Annotated in this window: 15 protein-coding genes; 11 read left to right on the top strand and 4 right to left on the bottom strand. The window is 49.4% G+C overall.

Annotated features, from left to right (window positions below; all coding sequences use genetic code 11):
• Positions 1 to 58: 58 nt before the first annotated feature.
• From CRO03_RS00530 to CRO03_RS00520, 3 genes are all read left to right on the top strand, one after another.
• On the top strand, positions 59 to 904 hold the full coding sequence (locus CRO03_RS00530) for an HDOD domain-containing protein (RefSeq protein ID WP_097109639.1): 846 nt from the start codon (positions 59 to 61) through the stop codon (positions 902 to 904).
• 56 nt (positions 905 to 960) lie between these two features.
• A complete protein-coding gene (locus CRO03_RS00525) occupies positions 961 to 2,655 on the top strand; it encodes an NAD-dependent malic enzyme (protein WP_097109638.1) in 1,695 nt (564 codons plus the stop codon).
• A gap of 112 nt (positions 2,656 to 2,767) precedes the next feature.
• A complete protein-coding gene (locus CRO03_RS00520; RefSeq protein ID WP_097109637.1) occupies positions 2,768 to 4,660 on the top strand; it encodes a DUF885 domain-containing protein in 1,893 nt (630 codons plus the stop codon).
• A 35-nt stretch (positions 4,661 to 4,695) separates the two neighbouring features.
• Here CRO03_RS00520 and CRO03_RS00515 read toward each other — a convergent pair whose 3' ends face one another.
• Both CRO03_RS00515 and CRO03_RS00510 read right to left on the bottom strand, forming a co-directional pair.
• Complete coding sequence (locus tag CRO03_RS00515) at positions 4,696 to 5,187, bottom strand: DUF1543 domain-containing protein (protein WP_097109636.1); 492 nt, start codon at positions 5,185 to 5,187, stop codon at positions 4,696 to 4,698.
• A 30-nt stretch (positions 5,188 to 5,217) separates the two neighbouring features.
• Positions 5,218 to 6,474, bottom strand: a complete 1,257-nt coding sequence (locus CRO03_RS00510; RefSeq protein ID WP_097109635.1) for a hypothetical protein — start codon at positions 6,472 to 6,474, stop codon at positions 5,218 to 5,220.
• 262 nt (positions 6,475 to 6,736) lie between these two features.
• Here CRO03_RS00510 and CRO03_RS00505 point away from each other — a divergent pair, with 262 nt between their 5' ends.
• The 6 genes from CRO03_RS00505 (at position 6,737) to CRO03_RS00480 (ending at position 15,102) form a co-directional block, all read left to right on the top strand.
• Positions 6,737 to 7,786, top strand: coding sequence for an efflux RND transporter periplasmic adaptor subunit (locus tag CRO03_RS00505; RefSeq protein WP_097109634.1), 1,050 nt, complete (start codon positions 6,737 to 6,739; stop codon positions 7,784 to 7,786).
• On the top strand, positions 7,783 to 10,872 hold the full coding sequence (locus tag CRO03_RS00500) for an efflux RND transporter permease subunit (protein ID WP_097109633.1): 3,090 nt from the start codon (positions 7,783 to 7,785) through the stop codon (positions 10,870 to 10,872). Before CRO03_RS00505 ends, CRO03_RS00500 begins: the two co-directional genes overlap by 4 nt.
• A gap of 42 nt (positions 10,873 to 10,914) precedes the next feature.
• Complete coding sequence (locus tag CRO03_RS00495) at positions 10,915 to 12,030, top strand: GNAT family N-acetyltransferase (protein ID WP_097109632.1); 1,116 nt, start codon at positions 10,915 to 10,917, stop codon at positions 12,028 to 12,030.
• A gap of 89 nt (positions 12,031 to 12,119) precedes the next feature.
• Entirely contained in the window at positions 12,120 to 12,836 is a 717-nt protein-coding gene (locus tag CRO03_RS00490) for a tellurite resistance TerB family protein (protein WP_097109631.1), read from the top strand.
• Between the two features lie 90 nt (positions 12,837 to 12,926).
• A complete protein-coding gene (locus CRO03_RS00485) occupies positions 12,927 to 14,267 on the top strand; it encodes an ABC1 kinase family protein (protein WP_097109630.1) in 1,341 nt (446 codons plus the stop codon).
• Positions 14,260 to 15,102 carry a MipA/OmpV family protein gene (locus tag CRO03_RS00480; RefSeq protein ID WP_097109629.1) on the top strand — a complete coding sequence of 281 codons (843 nt, stop codon included), beginning with the start codon at positions 14,260 to 14,262 and terminating at the stop codon, positions 15,100 to 15,102. The genes CRO03_RS00485 and CRO03_RS00480 overlap by 8 nt, the downstream gene beginning before the upstream one ends.
• Before the next feature lie 14 nt (positions 15,103 to 15,116).
• On the opposite strand, the gene yghU is transcribed toward CRO03_RS00480, so the two are convergent.
• Entirely contained in the window at positions 15,117 to 15,965 is an 849-nt protein-coding gene (yghU, locus tag CRO03_RS00475; RefSeq protein WP_097109628.1) for a glutathione-dependent disulfide-bond oxidoreductase, read from the bottom strand.
• Positions 15,966 to 16,159: 194 nt separating this feature from the next.
• Here yghU and CRO03_RS00470 point away from each other — a divergent pair, with 194 nt between their 5' ends.
• Together CRO03_RS00470 and kynU are read left to right on the top strand one after the other, a co-directional pair.
• Positions 16,160 to 17,074, top strand: a complete 915-nt coding sequence (locus CRO03_RS00470) for an alpha/beta hydrolase (RefSeq protein ID WP_097109627.1) — start codon at positions 16,160 to 16,162, stop codon at positions 17,072 to 17,074.
• Positions 17,071 to 18,360, top strand: coding sequence for a kynureninase (gene kynU / locus CRO03_RS00465; protein ID WP_097109626.1), 1,290 nt, complete (start codon positions 17,071 to 17,073; stop codon positions 18,358 to 18,360). The genes CRO03_RS00470 and kynU overlap by 4 nt, the downstream gene beginning before the upstream one ends.
• Here the strand turns inward: kynU and CRO03_RS00460 are convergent.
• Positions 18,357 to 18,965 (bottom strand): DUF938 domain-containing protein, encoded by a 609-nt coding sequence (locus CRO03_RS00460; RefSeq protein ID WP_245861363.1) that lies wholly within the window; start codon positions 18,963 to 18,965, stop codon positions 18,357 to 18,359. The genes kynU and CRO03_RS00460 overlap by 4 nt on opposite strands.
• Positions 18,966 to 18,994: the final 29 nt, after the last annotated feature.

The raw sequence follows: 18,994 nt of genomic DNA, 5'->3' as shown, positions 1-18,994 counted from the left end.
AACACTTAAAAGCCTCAGTTGCTTTTGGTGCTGAGAGACCCAACCGGAGATGTCCCCGATGAACGCCTTGCAATATGCGCAAAATGCTGTCGAATTATTTGCCTTTCCTGATAGCTATATCCGCGTAAAAGAACTAATGGAATCGGATACTGCCAGTCTGGACGACATCGCTGAAGTTATTCTGCTTGACCCTGTTCTTACCTCTAAATTACTGAAATTGGCTAATAGTGCTGTTTATCGGTTACCTTATCAGGTTGAATCGGTAAGCAAAGCATTGTTGGTACTTGGAAAAGCTCAGCTTTATAATCTCGTCGTCAGTATCGCCGTCAGCTCGGCCTGTAGCAAATTCAGCTCATCCTCTATTGATTTGGAACGGTTTTGGGAGCAGAGTATTAATGCGGCCCTGATTGGTAAATACCTGGCAAATTTTTGTGGGTTGCGCCAGCCTGATCGGCTATACGTTACTGGTTTACTACATAACATCGGTGAACTGGTAGTAATGCAACAAGCCCCCGAGCAAGCTGCGCAATGTCAAAACTATACTGATGAAACTAAACCCTGGCAGTTGCAACAAGCCACGCTGGGTTTTACCTATGCAGCCTGCGGTGCAGAGCTGTTAAACCTTTGGCAGTTGCCCGACAGTATTGTTGAACCTCTTGCCAGGCAACATAGCACCCAGTTCAATGCCTCAGAACCAGACGTATTAATCAGTTATCTTACGGTTCGGCTGGCCTTAGCAAACCAGCATCCGGACCTTTACAGTATTAAAACGCTGGTTGATCCTTTTGTGCTGGAATTATTACATCTGGAACAAGCTGATTTAATTAAAGCAATCGACTTTTGCAACACTGAAGGTTTGTTTATCCTGTCTGTTCTGAACCCACGTATCAGCACTATTTATTAATCCAGTCTGTTACCGGCACTGTCAGCAGTGCCGGCGCTATTATTTGGAATATTGTTATGCCTGAAGCAAAAGAAAAAGCCTCGTTGTACACTGCCTATTCCGGCTCAGCGTTATTAGAAACGCCATTGCTGAACAAAGGCAGTGCGTTTAGTAAGGAGGAGCGGGCAGCATTTAATCTGACCGGATTACTGCCCCCGCGGTTTGAAACCATTGAAGAGCAGGTCAGCCGGGCTTATCTGCAATACAGAAGCTTTGATACCGCCATCAACAAGCATATTTATTTGCGGGCCATTCAGGACAACAATGAAACGTTGTTTTACCGTCTGGTGCAGCAACATTTAGAGGAAATGATCCCGATTATCTACACTCCGACGGTAGGTGATGCCTGTGAACAATTTTCTGATATTTATCGCAGTGCCCGCGGGTTATTTATCAGTTTTGAAGACCGCTACAATCTGGATGACGTGCTGCGTAACGCGACCAAAGCAAAAGTAAAAGTCATAGTAGTGACCGACGGTGAGCGGGTGCTGGGGCTTGGCGATCAGGGCATTGGTGGTATGGGTATTTCAATTGGCAAACTCTCGCTGTATACCGCCTGCGGTGGCATTAGCCCGGCTTATACTTTGCCAGTAATGCTTGATGTCGGCACAAATAATGAAAAACTATTAAATGACCCGATGTACATGGGCTTGCGCCAGAAGCGGATAGGGCAGGACGACTACAACGAGTTTATAGAGTTGTTTATAAAAGCGGTGAAACGACGCTGGCCGGAAGCGATAATTCAGTTTGAGGACTTTGCCCAGCCCAATGCGATGCCGTTATTGCAGCGTTATCGGGAGCAAATTTGCTGTTTTAACGATGATATTCAGGGAACTGCTGCCGTAACAGTCGGTACCTTGCTGGCAGCGTGTTTAAGCAAAGGCGTTAAACTCAGCACGCAGAAGGTGGTGTTTGTAGGGGCGGGCTCTGCCGGTTGTGGCATTGCTGAGCAAGTGATTAGTCAGATGGTGGCCGAGGGGATTACTGAACAGCAGGCCCGCCAGCAAATATTTATGATGGACCGCTTTGGCCTGCTTACAGATGCGATGCCGGACTTACGTGATTTTCAACAGGTGTTGACCCAGAGTACCGCAGCTATCGCAGAATGGAACTATAGCGGCGATTACCCAAGTTTGCTGGACGTGATGAATTGCGCTGCGCCAGATATATTGATTGGTGTCTCAGGCCAGGCCGGACTTTTTACCGAGCAGGTCGTGCGGGCCATGAAGAAGGGGTGTGATAAACCTATTATTTTCCCGCTGAGCAACCCATCGCGTCAGGTGGAAGCGACACCTCAGCAGGTAATTGAGTGGACTGGTGGTGATGTTATTGTTGCTACCGGCAGCCCTTTTGCCCCGGTTGAATACCAGGGTAAACAACATCTGGTTGCCCAGTGCAATAACAGTTACATATTTCCGGGTATTGGCCTGGGGGTAATTGCCGTGAAAGCGCGGTTAATCAGCGACGAAATGCTCCGTGCTGCCAGTAAAACTCTGGCGGCAACCTCGCCACTGGCAAATACCGGTAAAGGCGGCTTATTACCACCGTTTACGGCACTGGCCGAACTGAGTAAAAAAATTGCCTTTGCGGTGGCTAAAGTTGCCCAACAACAGGGTTTAGCGCTGGAAATTGATGATAATGTACTGCAGCAACGGATAGAGGATAACTTCTGGAAACCACAATATCGGCATTATAAAAGGGTGAGCGGTTAAGTCAGTGTGGTCAGTTAGTTACACTGATAAACCTTGTTACATTTAGTTTTAGACTACGCTTCTTATTAACGGTACGCTGAGGTCAATGTCCGTCCGTTAATAAGGATCCGTAATGCGTAAATCTCTGTTATGTCTTGCTGTCGCCGGTGTGTTGACCGGTTGTAACCCCGCCCCGGAAAATACTACTAATAATACCAGCCAAAACCCGGCTGCTGAGCAAATGGCCAGTCAGCAGTCTGCTGCCGATGCAACATCTGCTACCGAGCGTTTGAACCAATGGTTTGAAGATAAATTCGAACAGCAATTGCAGCAAAGTCCCATTCAGATGACTTTTATGGGCCGCAAAGACAAATACGACCAGATTGATGAGGTTACGCTTGAGGCCGAGCAACAACAACTTGAATGGCTGGAAGGCACAGTTGCTGAACTTAAAGCTAATTTCGACTACGAACAGCTTGATTTGGAAGCGCAGACATCTTATGACGTTTGGGTTTACCAGTATGAAATGGCTAAAGCGGGTGCCAGGTTCAGGAATAATCAATATGTATTTACCCAAATGCAGGGGATCCACGCTTTACTGCCACAAATTCTTATCAATTTTCATAAAGTAGACAATGCAGACGATATGCAGGCTTATGTCAGCCGCATTGAAGGGATCAGCAAAGCGATTAGCGATTTGCTGGTGCGGGCCCAACACAATGCTGAGCAGGGTGTAAGACCGCCACGCTTCGCCTATGAAGGCGTACTGAGCCAATTAGACAGTTTACTGACCGGCGCACCTTTATCAGACAGTGAGCAGGATATTCCGCTGTGGGCTGACACTAAATCGAAAATCAACAGTCTGATTGAAGCAGATAAGCTAAGCGATGAACAAGCGAAAGAGCTCACTAATGCCGCTAAAATTGCATTGCAACAGCATTTTCAGCCTGCTTACGCTGGCCTGAAGCAGTGGCTGCAAGATGACATTACTAATACTGAAGACAATGCGACGGGCGTGGGTAAGCATCCGGACGGTGTAGCCTACTACAACCATCAGTTAAAAGTGTCTACCACCACAGATTTAACTGCCGATCAAATCCACCAGATTGGTCTGAAAGAAGTTGAACGGCTGACCGCTGAAATGAAGGCTATAAAAGACCAGGTGGGTTTTCCCGGCGATTTGCAGGCATTTTTCGAGTTTATTAAGAAAGACGATCAGTTTTATTACCCTGATACCGATGCCGGACGACAGGCTTATATTGATGACTCACAGCAATACCTGGATTTTATCAATAGTCGTCTGCCGGAGTTTTTCGGCACGTTGCCCAAGGCTGGCCTGGTGGTTAAAAGAGTAGAGCCATTTAGGGAGCAACCCGGCGCAGCGCAACATTACTTCCCCGGAACACCTGACGGTAGCAGGCCAGGTGTTTACTACGCCCATTTGTCCGATATGCGCTCGATGCCAAAGAATGAGATGGAAGCCATCGCGTATCACGAAGGCAGTCCTGGCCATCATATGCAAATTTCGATAGCTCAGGAGTTAACGTCAGTGCCAACCTTCCGCACTCAGGCCCGCTTTACCGTCTATTCAGAAGGCTGGGCGTTATACGCGGAACTGCTGGCAAAAGAAATGGGCGCTTATCAGAACCCCTATTCGGATTTTGGCCGGTTGATCACTGAAATGTGGCGGGCCGTCCGGTTGGTGGTTGATACCGGTTTACACAGTAAAGGCTGGACTGAACAACAAGCGATCGATTACTTCCTGGAAAAAACCCCGATAGCCGAAGGCGCAGTGCTGTCTGAAGTGCGGCGTTATCTTGTGATCCCGGGCCAGGCAACAGCCTATAAAATAGGGATGATTAAAATTCTGGAATTGCGCCGGTTTGCTGAGCAACAGCTGGGCGACCGCTTTGACATCCGTGAGTTTCACGACACCATTCTAACGGGCGGTGCCTTGCCACTTAGCGTGTTAGAGCGGCGGGTACAGAACTGGGTAAACCAGGTTAAAACCAGGCCGCTGGCCTGATTTTCGTTAGCACTACCGATATTGGTTGATTAATTTCAACCAATAACAATGTAATCATTTTCGAAGTAACAATCCTGATGAGGAGCCGGCCGCAGCTGAATATAGCGCCCGGCGACCTCTTCAATTGCCACGCATTGCTCTATTTCAAATATATTGTCGGTGTGGGGCTTGTCCCACTTCAGGCTCAGCTGCTGCTTTGCCGCCTGTTTAGCCTGAGCCTTACTTTCAGCAGCCAGCACCAGATAACGGTGATCTTCCCCAAACACACTGCCGACATAACCGCCCAGATTAATAAAATATAAGTGCGGGCCTGATTCAGCCGGACTATCGGTGAGAGTGACTGCGTAAGGACCAACCCCTGATATCGCCATCCAGGCATCAATATGCAGCCCTTTCGGATCGGCAAACCACAAGGCTTGCAATTGCGGATATGTTTGCTCAAGCGTGTCACCCGCTACAAACACCACATCATGTACTTCAACACTGGCTTTCGGGTGGTTACCACCGAGCATCACCATATACAGCATGGCTAAAATCCCTTCATTAAAAAACCGATATTAGCCGTTAACCGGTTGCCTTGTCACGCTCGGATTAATGCGCCATATCAGTCGGAACCCTTTGTTCAGTAGATATAAAAACAGCAATGGCAATAGCAGGGTTTTCAGGAAAAACAAGGCCATAACATTTAGAATATTATTGACTGCGTCGTCCAGCCGCTGTTTTAGCTGGTATACCTGCCGTGGATTGACCGTATCTTTAATGGCGGCGATCCCATCTCCCAACGAGCTGAAGCTATTGCTGATTGCGGCGAAGAATCCTGGCGTTTTACCTTCTAATGCCAGTTCAGCAAGCTGAATTTGATTGTTAATACCGGCTTGTTGCCGTAGCAAAGCCTGTTGCTGACTTTGCCAGCTTTGTAAGGCGGTTTGACGCTGTTTTATTTTGTCATTCAGTTGTTGTACTCTGGGATCCGGATTCAAAAAATTTAAGCGTTGGCTGGTACCCAGTTCCCGCACCAGATTTTCCAATTGTTGCTGAAGGCGCTGGAGTTCCTGCTGACCTTGTCGTTGGCGTTGTTGTAAGCCATCCAAATCTTGGCTTATTTTGGTCAGCTGGAGCTGCAACTCGCTAATATTGTCGGTAAGTTCGCGGTTAAATGCCGGATTTACCAGCTGCTCGCTCTGCTCTTTTACACCCTCGATAGTTTCCAGAATTTGCATTTGGTTTTCAGTGCGGTCATGCAAAAACGCGTTGTCTACCAAACCATTTGCTGCAACAACTAGTACCAGGGCAAACCTTAAAAATAATAAGGCCAGAAAAAGGCGAAGTAATACCAGTTTGGCAAAATTATTAGTAAATAAATTGGAAAACAATGAGCTAAGCACCACCGACAAGGCTGAAATTGTCAGTACAGCTTTAAAAAAGGTATCGCTGACAATCTCCAGTAACACTTTCTGAATAACCAGCGAACCAATCGCCAGTTTCATCGCTGATGAATACTGTTCGACCAGATCGTTTAGTGGGTCCAGTACCTGACCCGCACCGACCGAACCACCAATGCCAACGCTAAACTCAAAAGTAACCGATTGTAAAAATGAGATGAGTGCATTCATCCCTCTGGCGATTAAAAATGCAGAACTGGCCTGAACCAACGCTTCGTCAAGGTACGCTGTCGTATAATGATCAATCACACCGCTCCAGGACAACACGACGGTAAATACGATAGTGCTTAACATAAACCAGCGCATTTTGACGGACCAACACACTTTATCGTAATAGTTGCCGGGATTATTATGCGTTGCAACATCTGGCATGCTCAGCCTCATTTGACAGTAAACGGTGAAATGATGCTAGCAGCCGTCCGCATTGCTGTCGATGCATATACGCCGCTCAACTCAAATTACCGCAGCTGGTCGCCAATTGAGCGAGTTTAGTGATCATTGTTGCGCAAAAACCGTATATTGACGGTCTGTATCTTGAGATACAACGATTTGCAGCTTGAGAAACACTCAACGGCTGACGTTAAATTAAGTGTTTCCAGAAAATAGTGGCATCAGTGCCACAAAAGGACAATAAATGACAACAGCATGGCAAAAAGCGGTATGCCTGGCCGTATCAGTTTTAGTTAGTGGGATCAGTTACAGCGCTCAGGCTCAGGGCCGTGGTGAGGGGCGTGCGGCGCAAGTCATTAGTATGCCGGTAGAGTTTGAACGGGTGAGCAATCGGATTGAAGCGGTCGGCTCCGCAGAGGCTGTACAATCAGTCGTGATTTATCCCGCTGTTGCCGACAAAGTTACCGCAATTAACTTTATTCCCGGCCAGAAAGTTCAACGTGGCGACATTTTGCTGGAGTTGGACGCACGCCGGCAGCGGGTGGCTGTCGATCGCGCCCGCATTCAACTGGCAGATGCTGAACGCACCGTTGAGCGCCTGACAACCAGTCGCCGGCAGGGTGCGATAGCGCAGAGTGAATTAGATGATGCGATTACTGCGCGTGATTTAATTAATGTGGCACTGACAGAAGCAGAAACTGAACTGGAAGACCGCACAGTCAGAGCCCCCTTCGCCGGTGTGGTCGGTTTGACCGACGTTGAGGTCGGCGACAGAATTACCCTGCAGACTGCCATTACCACCCTGGACAACCGCGAGCAGCTGCTTATTAATTTCCGGGCACCGGAAACTGCACTGGCAATGCTGCAACAACAACCTGAACTTACTCTGCAACCCTGGCAGGGCGCTGCTATTAACCTGCAGGCTGAGATCAGCCAGGTTGACTCACGAATTGATGATGTTAACCGGACTATCAGGGTTCGGGCATTACTCGATAACAGTGCAGATCGCTACCGGCCTGGCATGAGCTTCAGGGTTAAACTTGAAGTAAGGGGCGAAGCTTACGCTGTGATACCCGAAGCTGCTTTACTGTGGGGAGCGACCGGTGCCTATGTCTGGTTAGAGCTTGACAATAAAGCTAAAAAAGTGGACGTTCAGATTAAACAACGACTGAGTGGCCGGTTGCTGGTCTCGGCGGAACTGAACGAAGGTGATATGTTAATTACCGAAGGCGTACAAAGCCTGCGGGCAGGTCAGCCAGTGCAGGCTGCAAACGTGCAACGGGCTGGCTTATGAACAATAATCCTGTTCACAACGATTTACCGTCGCTGTCTATCCGGCGGCCGGTGCTGATTGTTGTTCTGAATCTGCTTATTATCATTGCCGGTATCGCTGCCATTAATGGTCTGGAAGTAAGGGAGTTACCCGATGTTGACCGGCCTATAGTTTCAGTGACAGCCAGTTTTCCGGGCGGCTCGCCGGAAACTGTTGATACCGAAGTTACCAGTAAGCTTGAAGGCGCTGTAGCACGGGTGTCCGGGGTTAAGTCTATTAATGCCTCCAGTGAAGAGGGCAGCTCACGGGTTCGGGTCGAGTTTCGTCCCGGTACTAATTTAGATGATGCCGCCAATGAGACGCGTGAAGCAGTAAGCCGGGTGCAACGTGAGTTACCTGACGGGGTGGAGCGCTTAGCCATTATAAAAGCCGATAATGATGCTCAGTCAGTTGTCAGTATCGCGGTATCGAGTACCACGCTCGATTTAGAAACGTTGACGGAGCGGATTGAAACCGACCTGGCGCCTTTGTTTTTAACCATACCAGGGGTGGCTGACGTCAGACTAAATGGTGACAGGGAGCGGGTGCTGCGGGTTATTCTGGACCCGCTTCGTCTGACAAGCTTTAATCTGGCAGTGACCGATGTTGCTGCTGCGCTGCGCCAGGCACCTTTTGATGTGCCGGCTGGCAGTATGCGCTCAACGGATCAACAGCTTATCGTCCGGGCCGATGCCACGTCAGTCAGTGCGGAACAGGTGGAAGACATTATCGTTAGTGGTAACACGAGGATTGGCGATGTCGCCACCGTCTATTTTGGGCCGGCAGATGCTAACAGTATGGTGCGGCTGGACGGCAGGCCGGTTATTGGCCTGGGCATTATTCGTCAGGCCCGCTCTAATACCATCGAAATTTCTGATGAAGTACTGGCGTTGGTGAAGCAGGTAGAGAGCCGTTTTCCAGAGCTGCAATTGCAGGTAACCTCTGATGATGCCGAATTTATCCGCGGCTCGGTGCGCGAAGTTATTACCTCACTGGCGCTTACTGTTTTGCTGGTTATTTTTACCCTTTGGCTGTTTATTGGTTCCTGGCGCGCCACCATTGTCCCAGCCTTATCTATACCGGTGTCGCTGATTGGGGCACTGGCCGCCATCTGGTTGATGGGCTTTTCAATAAATATTCTGACATTGCTGGCATTGGTTCTGGCAACCGGTTTAATTGTGGATGACGCCATTGTAGTTTCAGAGAACATTCAGCGCCGGCGCAGTATGGGCTTAGGCGCACGCGCAGCTGCAGTTATCGGCACCCGGGAAGTATTTTTCGCGGTGGTGGCCACTACTGCAGTACTGGTCGCTGTGTTTGTGCCAATTGCATTTTTACCGTCAACTGCTGGCCGCTTATTCCGTGAATTTGGTGGTGTGTTGGCTGCGGCTGTTATTATTTCTTCCTTTGTCGCCTTGTCACTGGTACCGGCATTAACGGCCCGTCTGCCCATTAAAGAGGGCGCCAGAAATATGTTTGGTGGCATAGGTAACCGGCTGCTTGCTATTTACAGCCGCAGCCTGCACTGGACCCTGGACCACGCTATCATTGTTTTTATTGCTTGTTTGCTGGCCGCCGGTGGTGCAGGTGCCTTATATCTGGTGCTTGATAATGAACTGATGCCAAGTGAAGACCGCGGTACTATCAGAGTATTCGCCCGTGGCCCTGATGGCGTTGGTTTAAACTTTATGGACCGCCAGGCAGATAAAATGGAGGAAATTCTGCTCCCTTATGTTGATGATGGCGATATTGACTCTATTTATACGGTCGTGGGCCAATGGGACCCTAATCTGGTATTTATCACGGTGCCACTGAAAAACTGGAGTGAACGTAGTAAGTCGCAGCAGGAGATAATTAATCAGATTAGTCCGCAACTTGCCGCGATTCCGGGGGCGCCGGCGCGGGCCTTTGGTTCTAACAGCCTGAACCTGCGCGGCCAGGGCGGTGGCCTGGAACTGGCACTTACCGGTGAGTCTTATGCCGGTATCTTTGCCGCCGCTCAGGCATTCTCAAAAGCTATTCAGCAGCAAATGCCTGAACTGGGGATGCCGCGCATTTCTTATCAGCCAACCCAGCCACAGCTAAGAGTTAATATTGACCGGCGCCGCGCTGAAGAATTAGGTGTGCCGCTGTCTGATATTGCCGCAACCTTGCGGGTAGCGATAAACGGTGATGACTTAGCCGATTTAAATGTGGGCGACCAATCAATACCCATTATTTTGCAAGCGGCGGCTACCTCAGTGACCGATCCTTCTGATCTGGCAAATCTTTATGTGGGCTCCCGAACCGGCGGCTTAGTGCCGTTATCCAGCCTGGCTTATATTTCAGAGGAGGGAGTTGCGGCTGAGCTTGAGCGTCAGGCGCAGCGCAGGGCTATTGAAATGGAAATGGAGTTGCCGGCAGATTACCCACTGGATCAGGCAGTAGAACAACTGCGGGCGCTGGCCCAACAGGAGCTTCCTGCTAATATCGGCCTGGTATTTCTGGGTGAGGCGCTAACCTTCGAGGAAACTGCGCGTGAAGTCACCCTGACTTATGTGTTGGCTTTTGTCATTGTCTTGCTGGTATTAGCGGCCCAGTTTGAAAGCGCCAACAGCGCAGTTGTGGTAATGGCGACGGTACCATTTGGTATTGCCGCCGCTTTATTTGCGCTGTTTTTAACCGGCACATCTATTAATATCTATTCCCAGATTGGCCTGGTAATGCTGATTGGCCTGTTGGCTAAAAATGCCATTTTGCTGGTTGAATTCGCTGACCAGTTGCGGGACCGCGGCTATACCGTCAGAAAAGCGGTAGAAGAAGCGGCGCAAATCCGCTTACGGCCAATTGCCATGACATTACTGTCAACTTTACTGGGTGGTTTACCACTTATTTTATCCAGTGGCGCTGGCGCAGAAGCACGAAATGCCATTGGTTGGGTGGTGTTTGGTGGTTTGGGTATTGCGGTAGTATTTACCCTGTATCTGACACCAGTACTTTATCTGGCATTGGCCCGCTTTGCTAAACCCCGGGCAGACGAAAGTAACCGTCTGGAAAAAGAATTAGAGGCAGCGCAAAAGCTTGATTAATATCTGGCGCATAAAAGGGCTGATGACAGCAATTAGCAACGAATGATAGAAATAAAGCTGTGCGACCAGTTAGCAAACATTGGTGCAGCGGCATGGGACAGCTTATTTACTGCTGACATGCCGTTTTGCCGCCACGCTTTTCTGACAGCGTTAGAGCAGGGGGGCAGTGTTGGCGAAGGCACTGGCTGGCTGCCGCAACATTTGCTGCTGTATCGCGACGGTTGCTTAATTGCAGCTATGCCGCTGTATCTGAAGTTACATTCCTATGGCGAATACTTATTTGACTGGGCAATAGCGGAAGCTTATCAGCATTATCAGTTAAGCTATTACCCCAAATTACTCTGCGCTATTCCATTTACGCCGGCCGAGGGGCCCAGGCTTGGCGTAGCTACTGGCGAAAACCCGGACCAGCTTTTCCCGTTACTTTTGCAGGCAGTTAAACAGCGTCAGCAGCAACTGGCATGCAGTAACTTTCAATGTTTATACCCGGATCTGCCAAGCCAGCAACTTATGCGCCAGCACGGCATGCTGCCGCGCATAGATATCCAGTTTCAGTGGCACAACCATAACTACACCGGCTTTGCTGGCTTTTTAGCTGCGCTGCCCGCCCGTAAACGTAAACAAATCAATAAAGAGCGGCGCCAGGTAACACAGCAGGGTATCGTGATTAAATGTCACACGGGTGCTGAGCTTAGCCCTGACTTCTGGCAGAAATTCAGTCAGTTCTACAGCGCGACTTATCAGAAAAGAGCGGGACACAATGGCTATTTAACACCAGAAACCTTCATGCTTTGGGGCCTGAATGTGCCTGACAGCATAGTGGTGTTTGCAGCATACGCCGACAATGAACTGGTCGCCGCAGCATTGTGTTTTAAGTCAGACAGTTGCTTATATGGCCGTTATTGGGGCTGTCTGGCCGAGTTTGATAAGTTACATTTTGAATGCTGTTATTACGCGGGTATCGAATATTGCATCAACCACAATATGGCGCGGTTTGATGCCGGCGCTCAGGGGGAGCACAAACTTAAGCGTGGCTTTGTCCCTGTTATCCGGTATGGCTTTTATCATTTCAGCCCCAGCCCGCTTAAAAATGCCATTACCGATTATTGTCAGCGGGAACGCCTGGCATTTTTGCAACACTATCAGCTGACGCCTTAAACGCCCGCATTTTATTCAGTGTTAAAGTGAATTTATTTGGTTTTTTAGTATCAATATTCTGATTTCAAAAAAAATAATAAGGTGCCAATATGAATACAAAAGGCTTATTAGACCAATTATTAAAATCAGGCTCGGGTTTACTTGGCAATAGTACTGCGGGTGGCAACAGAACCAGCGGTTCGACAGCTATGGGCGGGCTTAGCGGTATGTTGTCAGGTAAAGGCGGTGCGGCCATGGCAGGTGGCGCCCTGGGCCTGCTGCTCGGCAGCAAAAAAGGCCGCAAACTAGGCGGGAAAGTATTAACATATGGCGGCATGGCAGCACTTGGCCTTGTCGCCTATAAAGCCTACAGCAACTGGCAGCAGAACCAGCAACAGCAAAATCAGCAATCGCAGAACTACAGTCCGGCAACGATAGATCGGGTTCCGGAAGCTGACGTTGAAATGCACACTAAAGCAATTCTGATTGCAGTTATCGCGGCGGCCAAATCTGATGGTCACATTGATGACCGGGAGCGGGAAATTATTGATGCTGAAGTGGCGAAATTTACCCGCGACGCCAGTTTGTTACGCTGGATTGATGCTGAACTGCAAAAGCCCCTGGATCCTGTGACTATCGCCTCAGCTGCCAGCAGCCAGGAAATCGCCGCAGAAATGTATCTGGTCAGTGTACTGGTTATTGACGAGGAAAGTTTTATGGAACGTAGTTACCTGAATGAGCTGGCGAAACAGCTGAAGTTACCCGTTGAATTACAGCAGGAAATAAAAAAGCAGGCGGTTGCGGCAGAGCAAATGGCAGCCTCCTGATCTAACACGGCTGAATTATTCCGGTTGTCACTGAGCTTATCCTGAGCCTGCTGCGTAACTCAGTTATCTGTCTATTATCCAAGGGACATAATGACTGACAATTCATCTCAGGTACCAACCAACCGGCTAAGCCGCTTTGGCGGTCTGGCATCACTTGCTACAAAGGTTGCCGGCGGTATGCTGGCAGAGGGTGTCAGACAACTGGCGCAGGGCAATCGTCCAGACAGCAAAACTATGCTGCTGACCCCGGCGAATATTAAGCGGGTTGCTGACAAACTGGCCCATATGCGCGGTGCGGCAATGAAAATGGGCCAGCTGTTGTCGATGGATGCTGGTGATTTACTACCCGCAGAACTGACGGAACTGCTGGCCCGGCTGCGCGCCAATGCCAACCCGATGCCATTTAAACAATTGTCCATGGTGCTGCGGCAGGAATTGGGCGAGCAATGGCAGCAGCACTTTGCTGATTTCAGCTTTAAACCAATGGCCGCCGCGTCAATAGGTCAGGTACATCAGGCTTATCATGATAACGGCGATAAACTGGCCGTTAAAATTCAGTACCCCGGTGTAAAAACCAGTATCGACAGTGATGTGGACAATGTGGCGTCGCTGCTGAAAATAAGCGGCTTGATCCCTGCTGGAGTTGAATATCAAAGTTTACTGGCTGAGGCTAAAAAACAATTAAAAATTGAAGCTGATTACCTGCAGGAGGCCGTCTATATGCAACGTTATCGTCAGCATTTGGCAGCTGACACCGCTTATTTGCTGCCGCAGGTATACCCACAACTAAGTACTGCAAATATCCTTAGCATGTCTTTTGTCGCAGGTGAGCCCATTGAAAACCTGCACACAGCGCCGCAGGCAGAGCGGGACAGGGTACTTGGGCTGATGTTCAGTTTGTTCTTTCGCGAGTTATTCGAGTTCAGACTGGTACAAACTGACCCCAATTTCGCTAATTACCTGTATAACCCGCAAAGCCAGCAGCTGGTATTATTGGATTTTGGTGCGTGCCGGGATTACTCGGAACAAATCAGTGACGGTTATCGGGCTTTATTTAACAGCGCCTGTCAGGATGATCGACTGGCTATGGAAAATGCGCTGACAACGATTGGTTTTTTCAGCCAGACCATTTTGCCTGCACAAAAAACAGCGGTATTACATTTAGTGGAGTTAGCTTGCGAGCCGTTGCGCTGTAACGACGTCTTCGATTTTGGTAGCAGTGATTTAGCAATCCGCCTGCGCCAGGCAGGCACAGCGTTAAGTATGGAGCAAAATTATTGGCACAGCCCGCCCGCTGATGCGCTGTTTCTGCATCGTAAAATTGCTGGTTTATATTTACTGGCGGCAAGATTAGGCGCCAGGGTTAATATAAGGCAGTTGCTTGAACCTTATCTCCAACAGTTTGTTACTAAACAGGAAAAGCATGGTTAAGCCTATAAAAAAGTTACAACTGGTCGGTACGGTTTTGGTTGCCGGTGTGTTTGCTGCTGTAGTAAAAGCCGAGCCCGCCACCGAATTGCCGCTATGGGAGGCGGGCATAATAGGCCTGAGCATTGAACAACTGGCGTATCCGGGTTCAAGCGAGCAGGTGCAACGCAATTTTGTGCTGCCCTACCTGATTTACCGCGGCGATTTTTTGCGCGCAGATCGTGATAATGTTGGCTTGCGTGCTTATAAAAGTGACACCCTTGAGCTGGATGTCGGTTTTGCCGCAGCGCTGGGTTCGTCCGAAAGTGATATACCCCAGCGTGATGGCATGCCAGAACTTGGCACCCTGGTCGAAGCTGGCCCGCGATTGCGCTGGACTATCAGCGATAATATCTGGGGCAGCCGGCTGCGCCTTGATTTGCCGGTTCGGGCCGTGTTCGATATTGAAGAGGGTATGCGTTACAGTGGTGTCAGCTTTGAACCGGCACTTTTTGCAGATGTTACCACTGCGGCTGAGTTAAGCTATACCTTTGGCGTCAGTGCGCTGTTTGGTAGTGAGAAACTTACCGATCGCTTCTATCAGGTGGCGGGTCAGTATGCCAATGCCGGGCGGCCAGAATTTGATGCCCAACCCGGGCTGATAGCGCTACGGGTATCCGGCGCAATAAGTAAAAAGTTTTCATCCAAATGGCGCGGTTTTGGTTTTGCCCGTTATGAGACAGTAACCATGGCCAGGAATCGTCGCAGCCCCTTAGTCGTTGATAATGGTGGCTGGTCTGTGGGCATAGGTGTAACGTATATCTGGGCCACATCGGCCCAGACCGTCACGGGTTGGTAAGTGTTGCCCGAACCTTAACGCACATGTTTTTCAAGGCTGGCAAAGTCGTCACTGCTATGGCGCTCTGGCAACTGCGGGCCATCACCCCAGTTGCGGTTAACCATTACCCCGCGTTGTACCGCCGGGCGGGCATCGAGCTGTTTCGCCCAACGCTGCAGGTTAGGGTAGTCCTGTACCTGTAAGAACTCTGCTGCATCGTACAGTCGACCCAACGCCAGGGCACCATACCAGGGCCAGATCGCCATATCGGCAATAGTGTAGTCGTCGCCGACAATATACTCATGCTGAGCCAGTTGCTTATCTAACAAGTCAAGCTGACGCTTGGCTTCCATGGCGTAACGGTTTATCGGGTACTCAAGTTTCTCCGGGGCATAAGCATAAAAGTGCCCAAAGCCGCCACCTAAAAACGGTGCACTCCCCATTTGCCAGAACAGCCAGTTTAACGTTTCGGCTCGTTTGGCTGGATCTGCAGGGATAAAAGCACCGAATTTTTCAGCCAGATATAATAAAATTGAACCAGATTCAAACACCCTGCTGCCTGTTGTGGTATCAAGCAGCGCCGGAATTTTTGAATTCGGGTTTAGTTCGACAAAACCGCTGCCAAACTGGTCGCCGTCTTTAATGCTGATTAGCCAGGCATCATATTCTGCGCCGCTGAAGCCCGCTTCCAGTAACTCTTCGAGTAAAATAGTTACCTTGACGCCGTTGGGTGTTGCCAGCGAATGTAACTGTAAGGGCTGTTTGCCTGTTGGCAACAGCTTTTCATGAGTAGCGCCGGCCACCGGGCGGTTAATGCTGGCAAACTGGCCGCCGCTTTTGGTATCGGGGTGCCAGACTTTGGGTGGGGTATAGCTATTACTCATAAATGCCTCCGGATAATAGTTAATGGCTGAAAATGATCTTGTTAAAAGATATTGGCGTCTGCTGCCATTAACTCAAGCCATATCATGCGCTGTGAAAAAAGAATTTAGTACTAAGCCAGATTAAATTTGAATATGCTGATTGCGATTGCGCTAATACACTGTTTAAACAATAAGCTTAGCGCCTGACCAACAGTATGAATAAACCACTAATAACCTTTTTAACCGGGGTAACATTGTTGCTTGGCGGTTGTGCTCAATATCAACCAAACCCGGTAATAACAACAAATCAGACTGAACTGCCAAAGCTTGCCAACGTCAGCTACGCCAGCCTGCTCAGTTTGCCATATACCGATAACAGTCTAAAGCTGCAGTACGGGGAGAGTACATTGCAGTATGGCCGCTTATACTTGCCGCAGACAGCACATATCCAAACCACATCACAGACAAAAGCACCGCTTGTGGTTTTTATTCACGGCGGCTGCTGGTTAAACGCCTATGATATCAGCCATAGCCGGGCGTTTAGTCAGGCAGTCGCGGCACAGGGTTTTGCGGTCTGGTCGTTAGAATACCGACGCATTGGTGATGAGGGTGGAGGCTGGCCGGGCAGTTTGCATGATGTGTTGCAGGGTCTTAGCTTTGTCAAAAACGGGCTTAATGGCTTTGTAGTAGATAACACCAATATTGTAATCGCCGGTCACTCTGCAGGCGGACAACTGGCCTTGCTGGCGGGAGGCCATAGTTATGTTCAGCCACAAGCCACTGCATTACCTGCGGTAAAAGCTGTAGTCGGATTAGCAGCTATAACCGATATGTTTGCCTATGCCAGCGGTGATAACAGCTGTCAGCGCGCAACCAACCAATTTATGGGTGGTAGCCCCACTGAGCAGCCGGCACGATATCAGCAGGCCAACCCACAACAGCAAAGGCTGCACCCGGCAACTTTGCTTTTACATGGCAGCGAAGATAGTATTGTGCCGTTAACTCAGGCCAGCGCCAGTGGTTTGTCATTTAAAACAATAACCAACGCCGGCCATTTTGATTGGATCCATCCGCACACACTGGCGTATAAGCAGTTTATTGAAACCTTGCAGGAGCTTTTTGCACAGTGACTAACCCCCTGGAATTTTTTGAAACAAACACCAGCCCATTAAGCCGGCAATTATTACAACATTGGGATAGTCAGGATCTTCTGGCGGCTAAAAGGGATGCTTTTGTTTTGCCAGAAAATACGGTTTATCTGGATGGAAATTCGCTTGGCGCCATGCCCAGAATGGCGGCAGAGCGTGCGCAACAGGTGTTGGCTCAGCAATGGTCACAGGATTTAATTAAAAGCTGGAACCAGCATAGCTGGATTGACTTACCCGGGAATGTCGGGGAAAAGATAGCCCGTTTAGTGGGTGCGGCCAGTGGTCAGGTCATTTGTTGCGATTCCACCTCGGTCAATTTATTTAAAGTTCTCAGCAGTGCCATGTTAATGCAGCCAGACCGCAAGGTGGTGTTATCTCAGGCTGGTAATTTTCCGACCGATCTTTATATGGTTGAGGGCCTGGCCAGTTTACTGGGTGAGCAAAATTGCCGCTTAAAACTGGTAGAGGATAGCGAGAATGACCAGTTATTGCGCCAGGCATTAACCGAAGAAGTCGCCGTACTAATGTTAACCCAGGTTGACTTTCGTAGCGGCCGCTTACTCGATATGCAGCGGCTAACCGAACTGGCGCACGGCAAAGGTATTCTGGTTATCTGGGATTTAGCACACAGTGCCGGTGCATTACCCATTGAACTCGATGCCTGTCAGGTAGATTTTGCGATAGGCTGTGGTTATAAGTATCTTAACGGCGGCCCGGGCGCCCCGGCCTTTATTTATGCGGCGACACGTCATCATAATGCTGTGCGGCAGCCATTGTCTGGCTGGATGGGGCACAGCTCGCCTTTCAGTTTTGATAAGCAGTACCAGAAAGCGCCGGGTATTAGTCAGTTTTTAACCGGCACGCCGGCAATAATATCAATGAGCGTGTTAGATGCGGCGCTGGATGTGTTTGCAGATGTTGATATGGCGCAGCTGCGCCTGAAATCACTGGCGCTTAGTAACTGTTTCCAGCAACTGGTGCAGCAACACAATAGTTTAAAACAGCTGACGCTGTTGACACCAATACGGCGGGCAGAGCGGGGTAGTCAGCTGGCTTATCAGCACCCTGCTGCTTATGCCTTGTGTCAGGCACTGATTCAGCATGGGGTAATTGCTGATTTTCGGGCGCCGGATATTCTGCGGCTGGGGTTTACGCCACTTTATTTAAGGTATGTGGATATCTGGCAGGCAGTAACCACGCTGGCGGAGTTGGTGCAAAGTGGTGAGTACTCAAAACCAGCATACGCAGTGAAGAACAAAGTTACTTAGCCCTGCAGGGTTTTAGTAAACCAAAGTAAGCGATTATTGGCTGGCATGGCGTAATCCTGCTGTAAATTAAAGCCTTGCTGCTGCGCCAGCATTAACACCTGCTCACTATTCCGGATGCCCATTGCCGGGTCGCGACTTTTTAAACTGGCATCAAACGCCTGGTTACTGGCGCTGCTGAACTGACCATTGTAATTAAAAGGGCCATAAATACATAAACTGGCCCGTGCTGCAGTCAATTCACTTAGGCGACTAAAAAAGTGATTAACCACCGGCCAGGGCATAATATGCAGGGTATTGGCAGTAAATAAGCCTTCTGCCACAACGACTGGAGGCGGATCTGTGCAGATATCTAACGGTAGCGGTAGCGGCAAATTTGGTAACGCGGCACGACGGATGCGCTCTTTTAACGCAGGAAGATAGACCGGCTGATCAGACGCCTGCCAGCACAGATGCGGTAAATGCTCAGCAAAATGCAGCGCATGCTGGCCAGTACCGCTACCGACTTCCAGTACGTTGTTGCAGCCGGCAAAAGCCTGCTGCAGCACAGTTAAAATAGGTGATTTGTTATTTTCACATGCTTGTGAAAACGGTAAGTCAGAATCCATATTCATATCTATTTTAAAATCTCTGTTAC

The sequence above is a fragment of the Arsukibacterium tuosuense genome (assembly GCF_900215315.1).
Classification (GTDB): Bacteria; Pseudomonadota; Gammaproteobacteria; order Enterobacterales; family Alteromonadaceae; genus Alishewanella; species Alishewanella tuosuense.
This window is presented reverse-complemented; position numbering and strand designations above follow the sequence as displayed.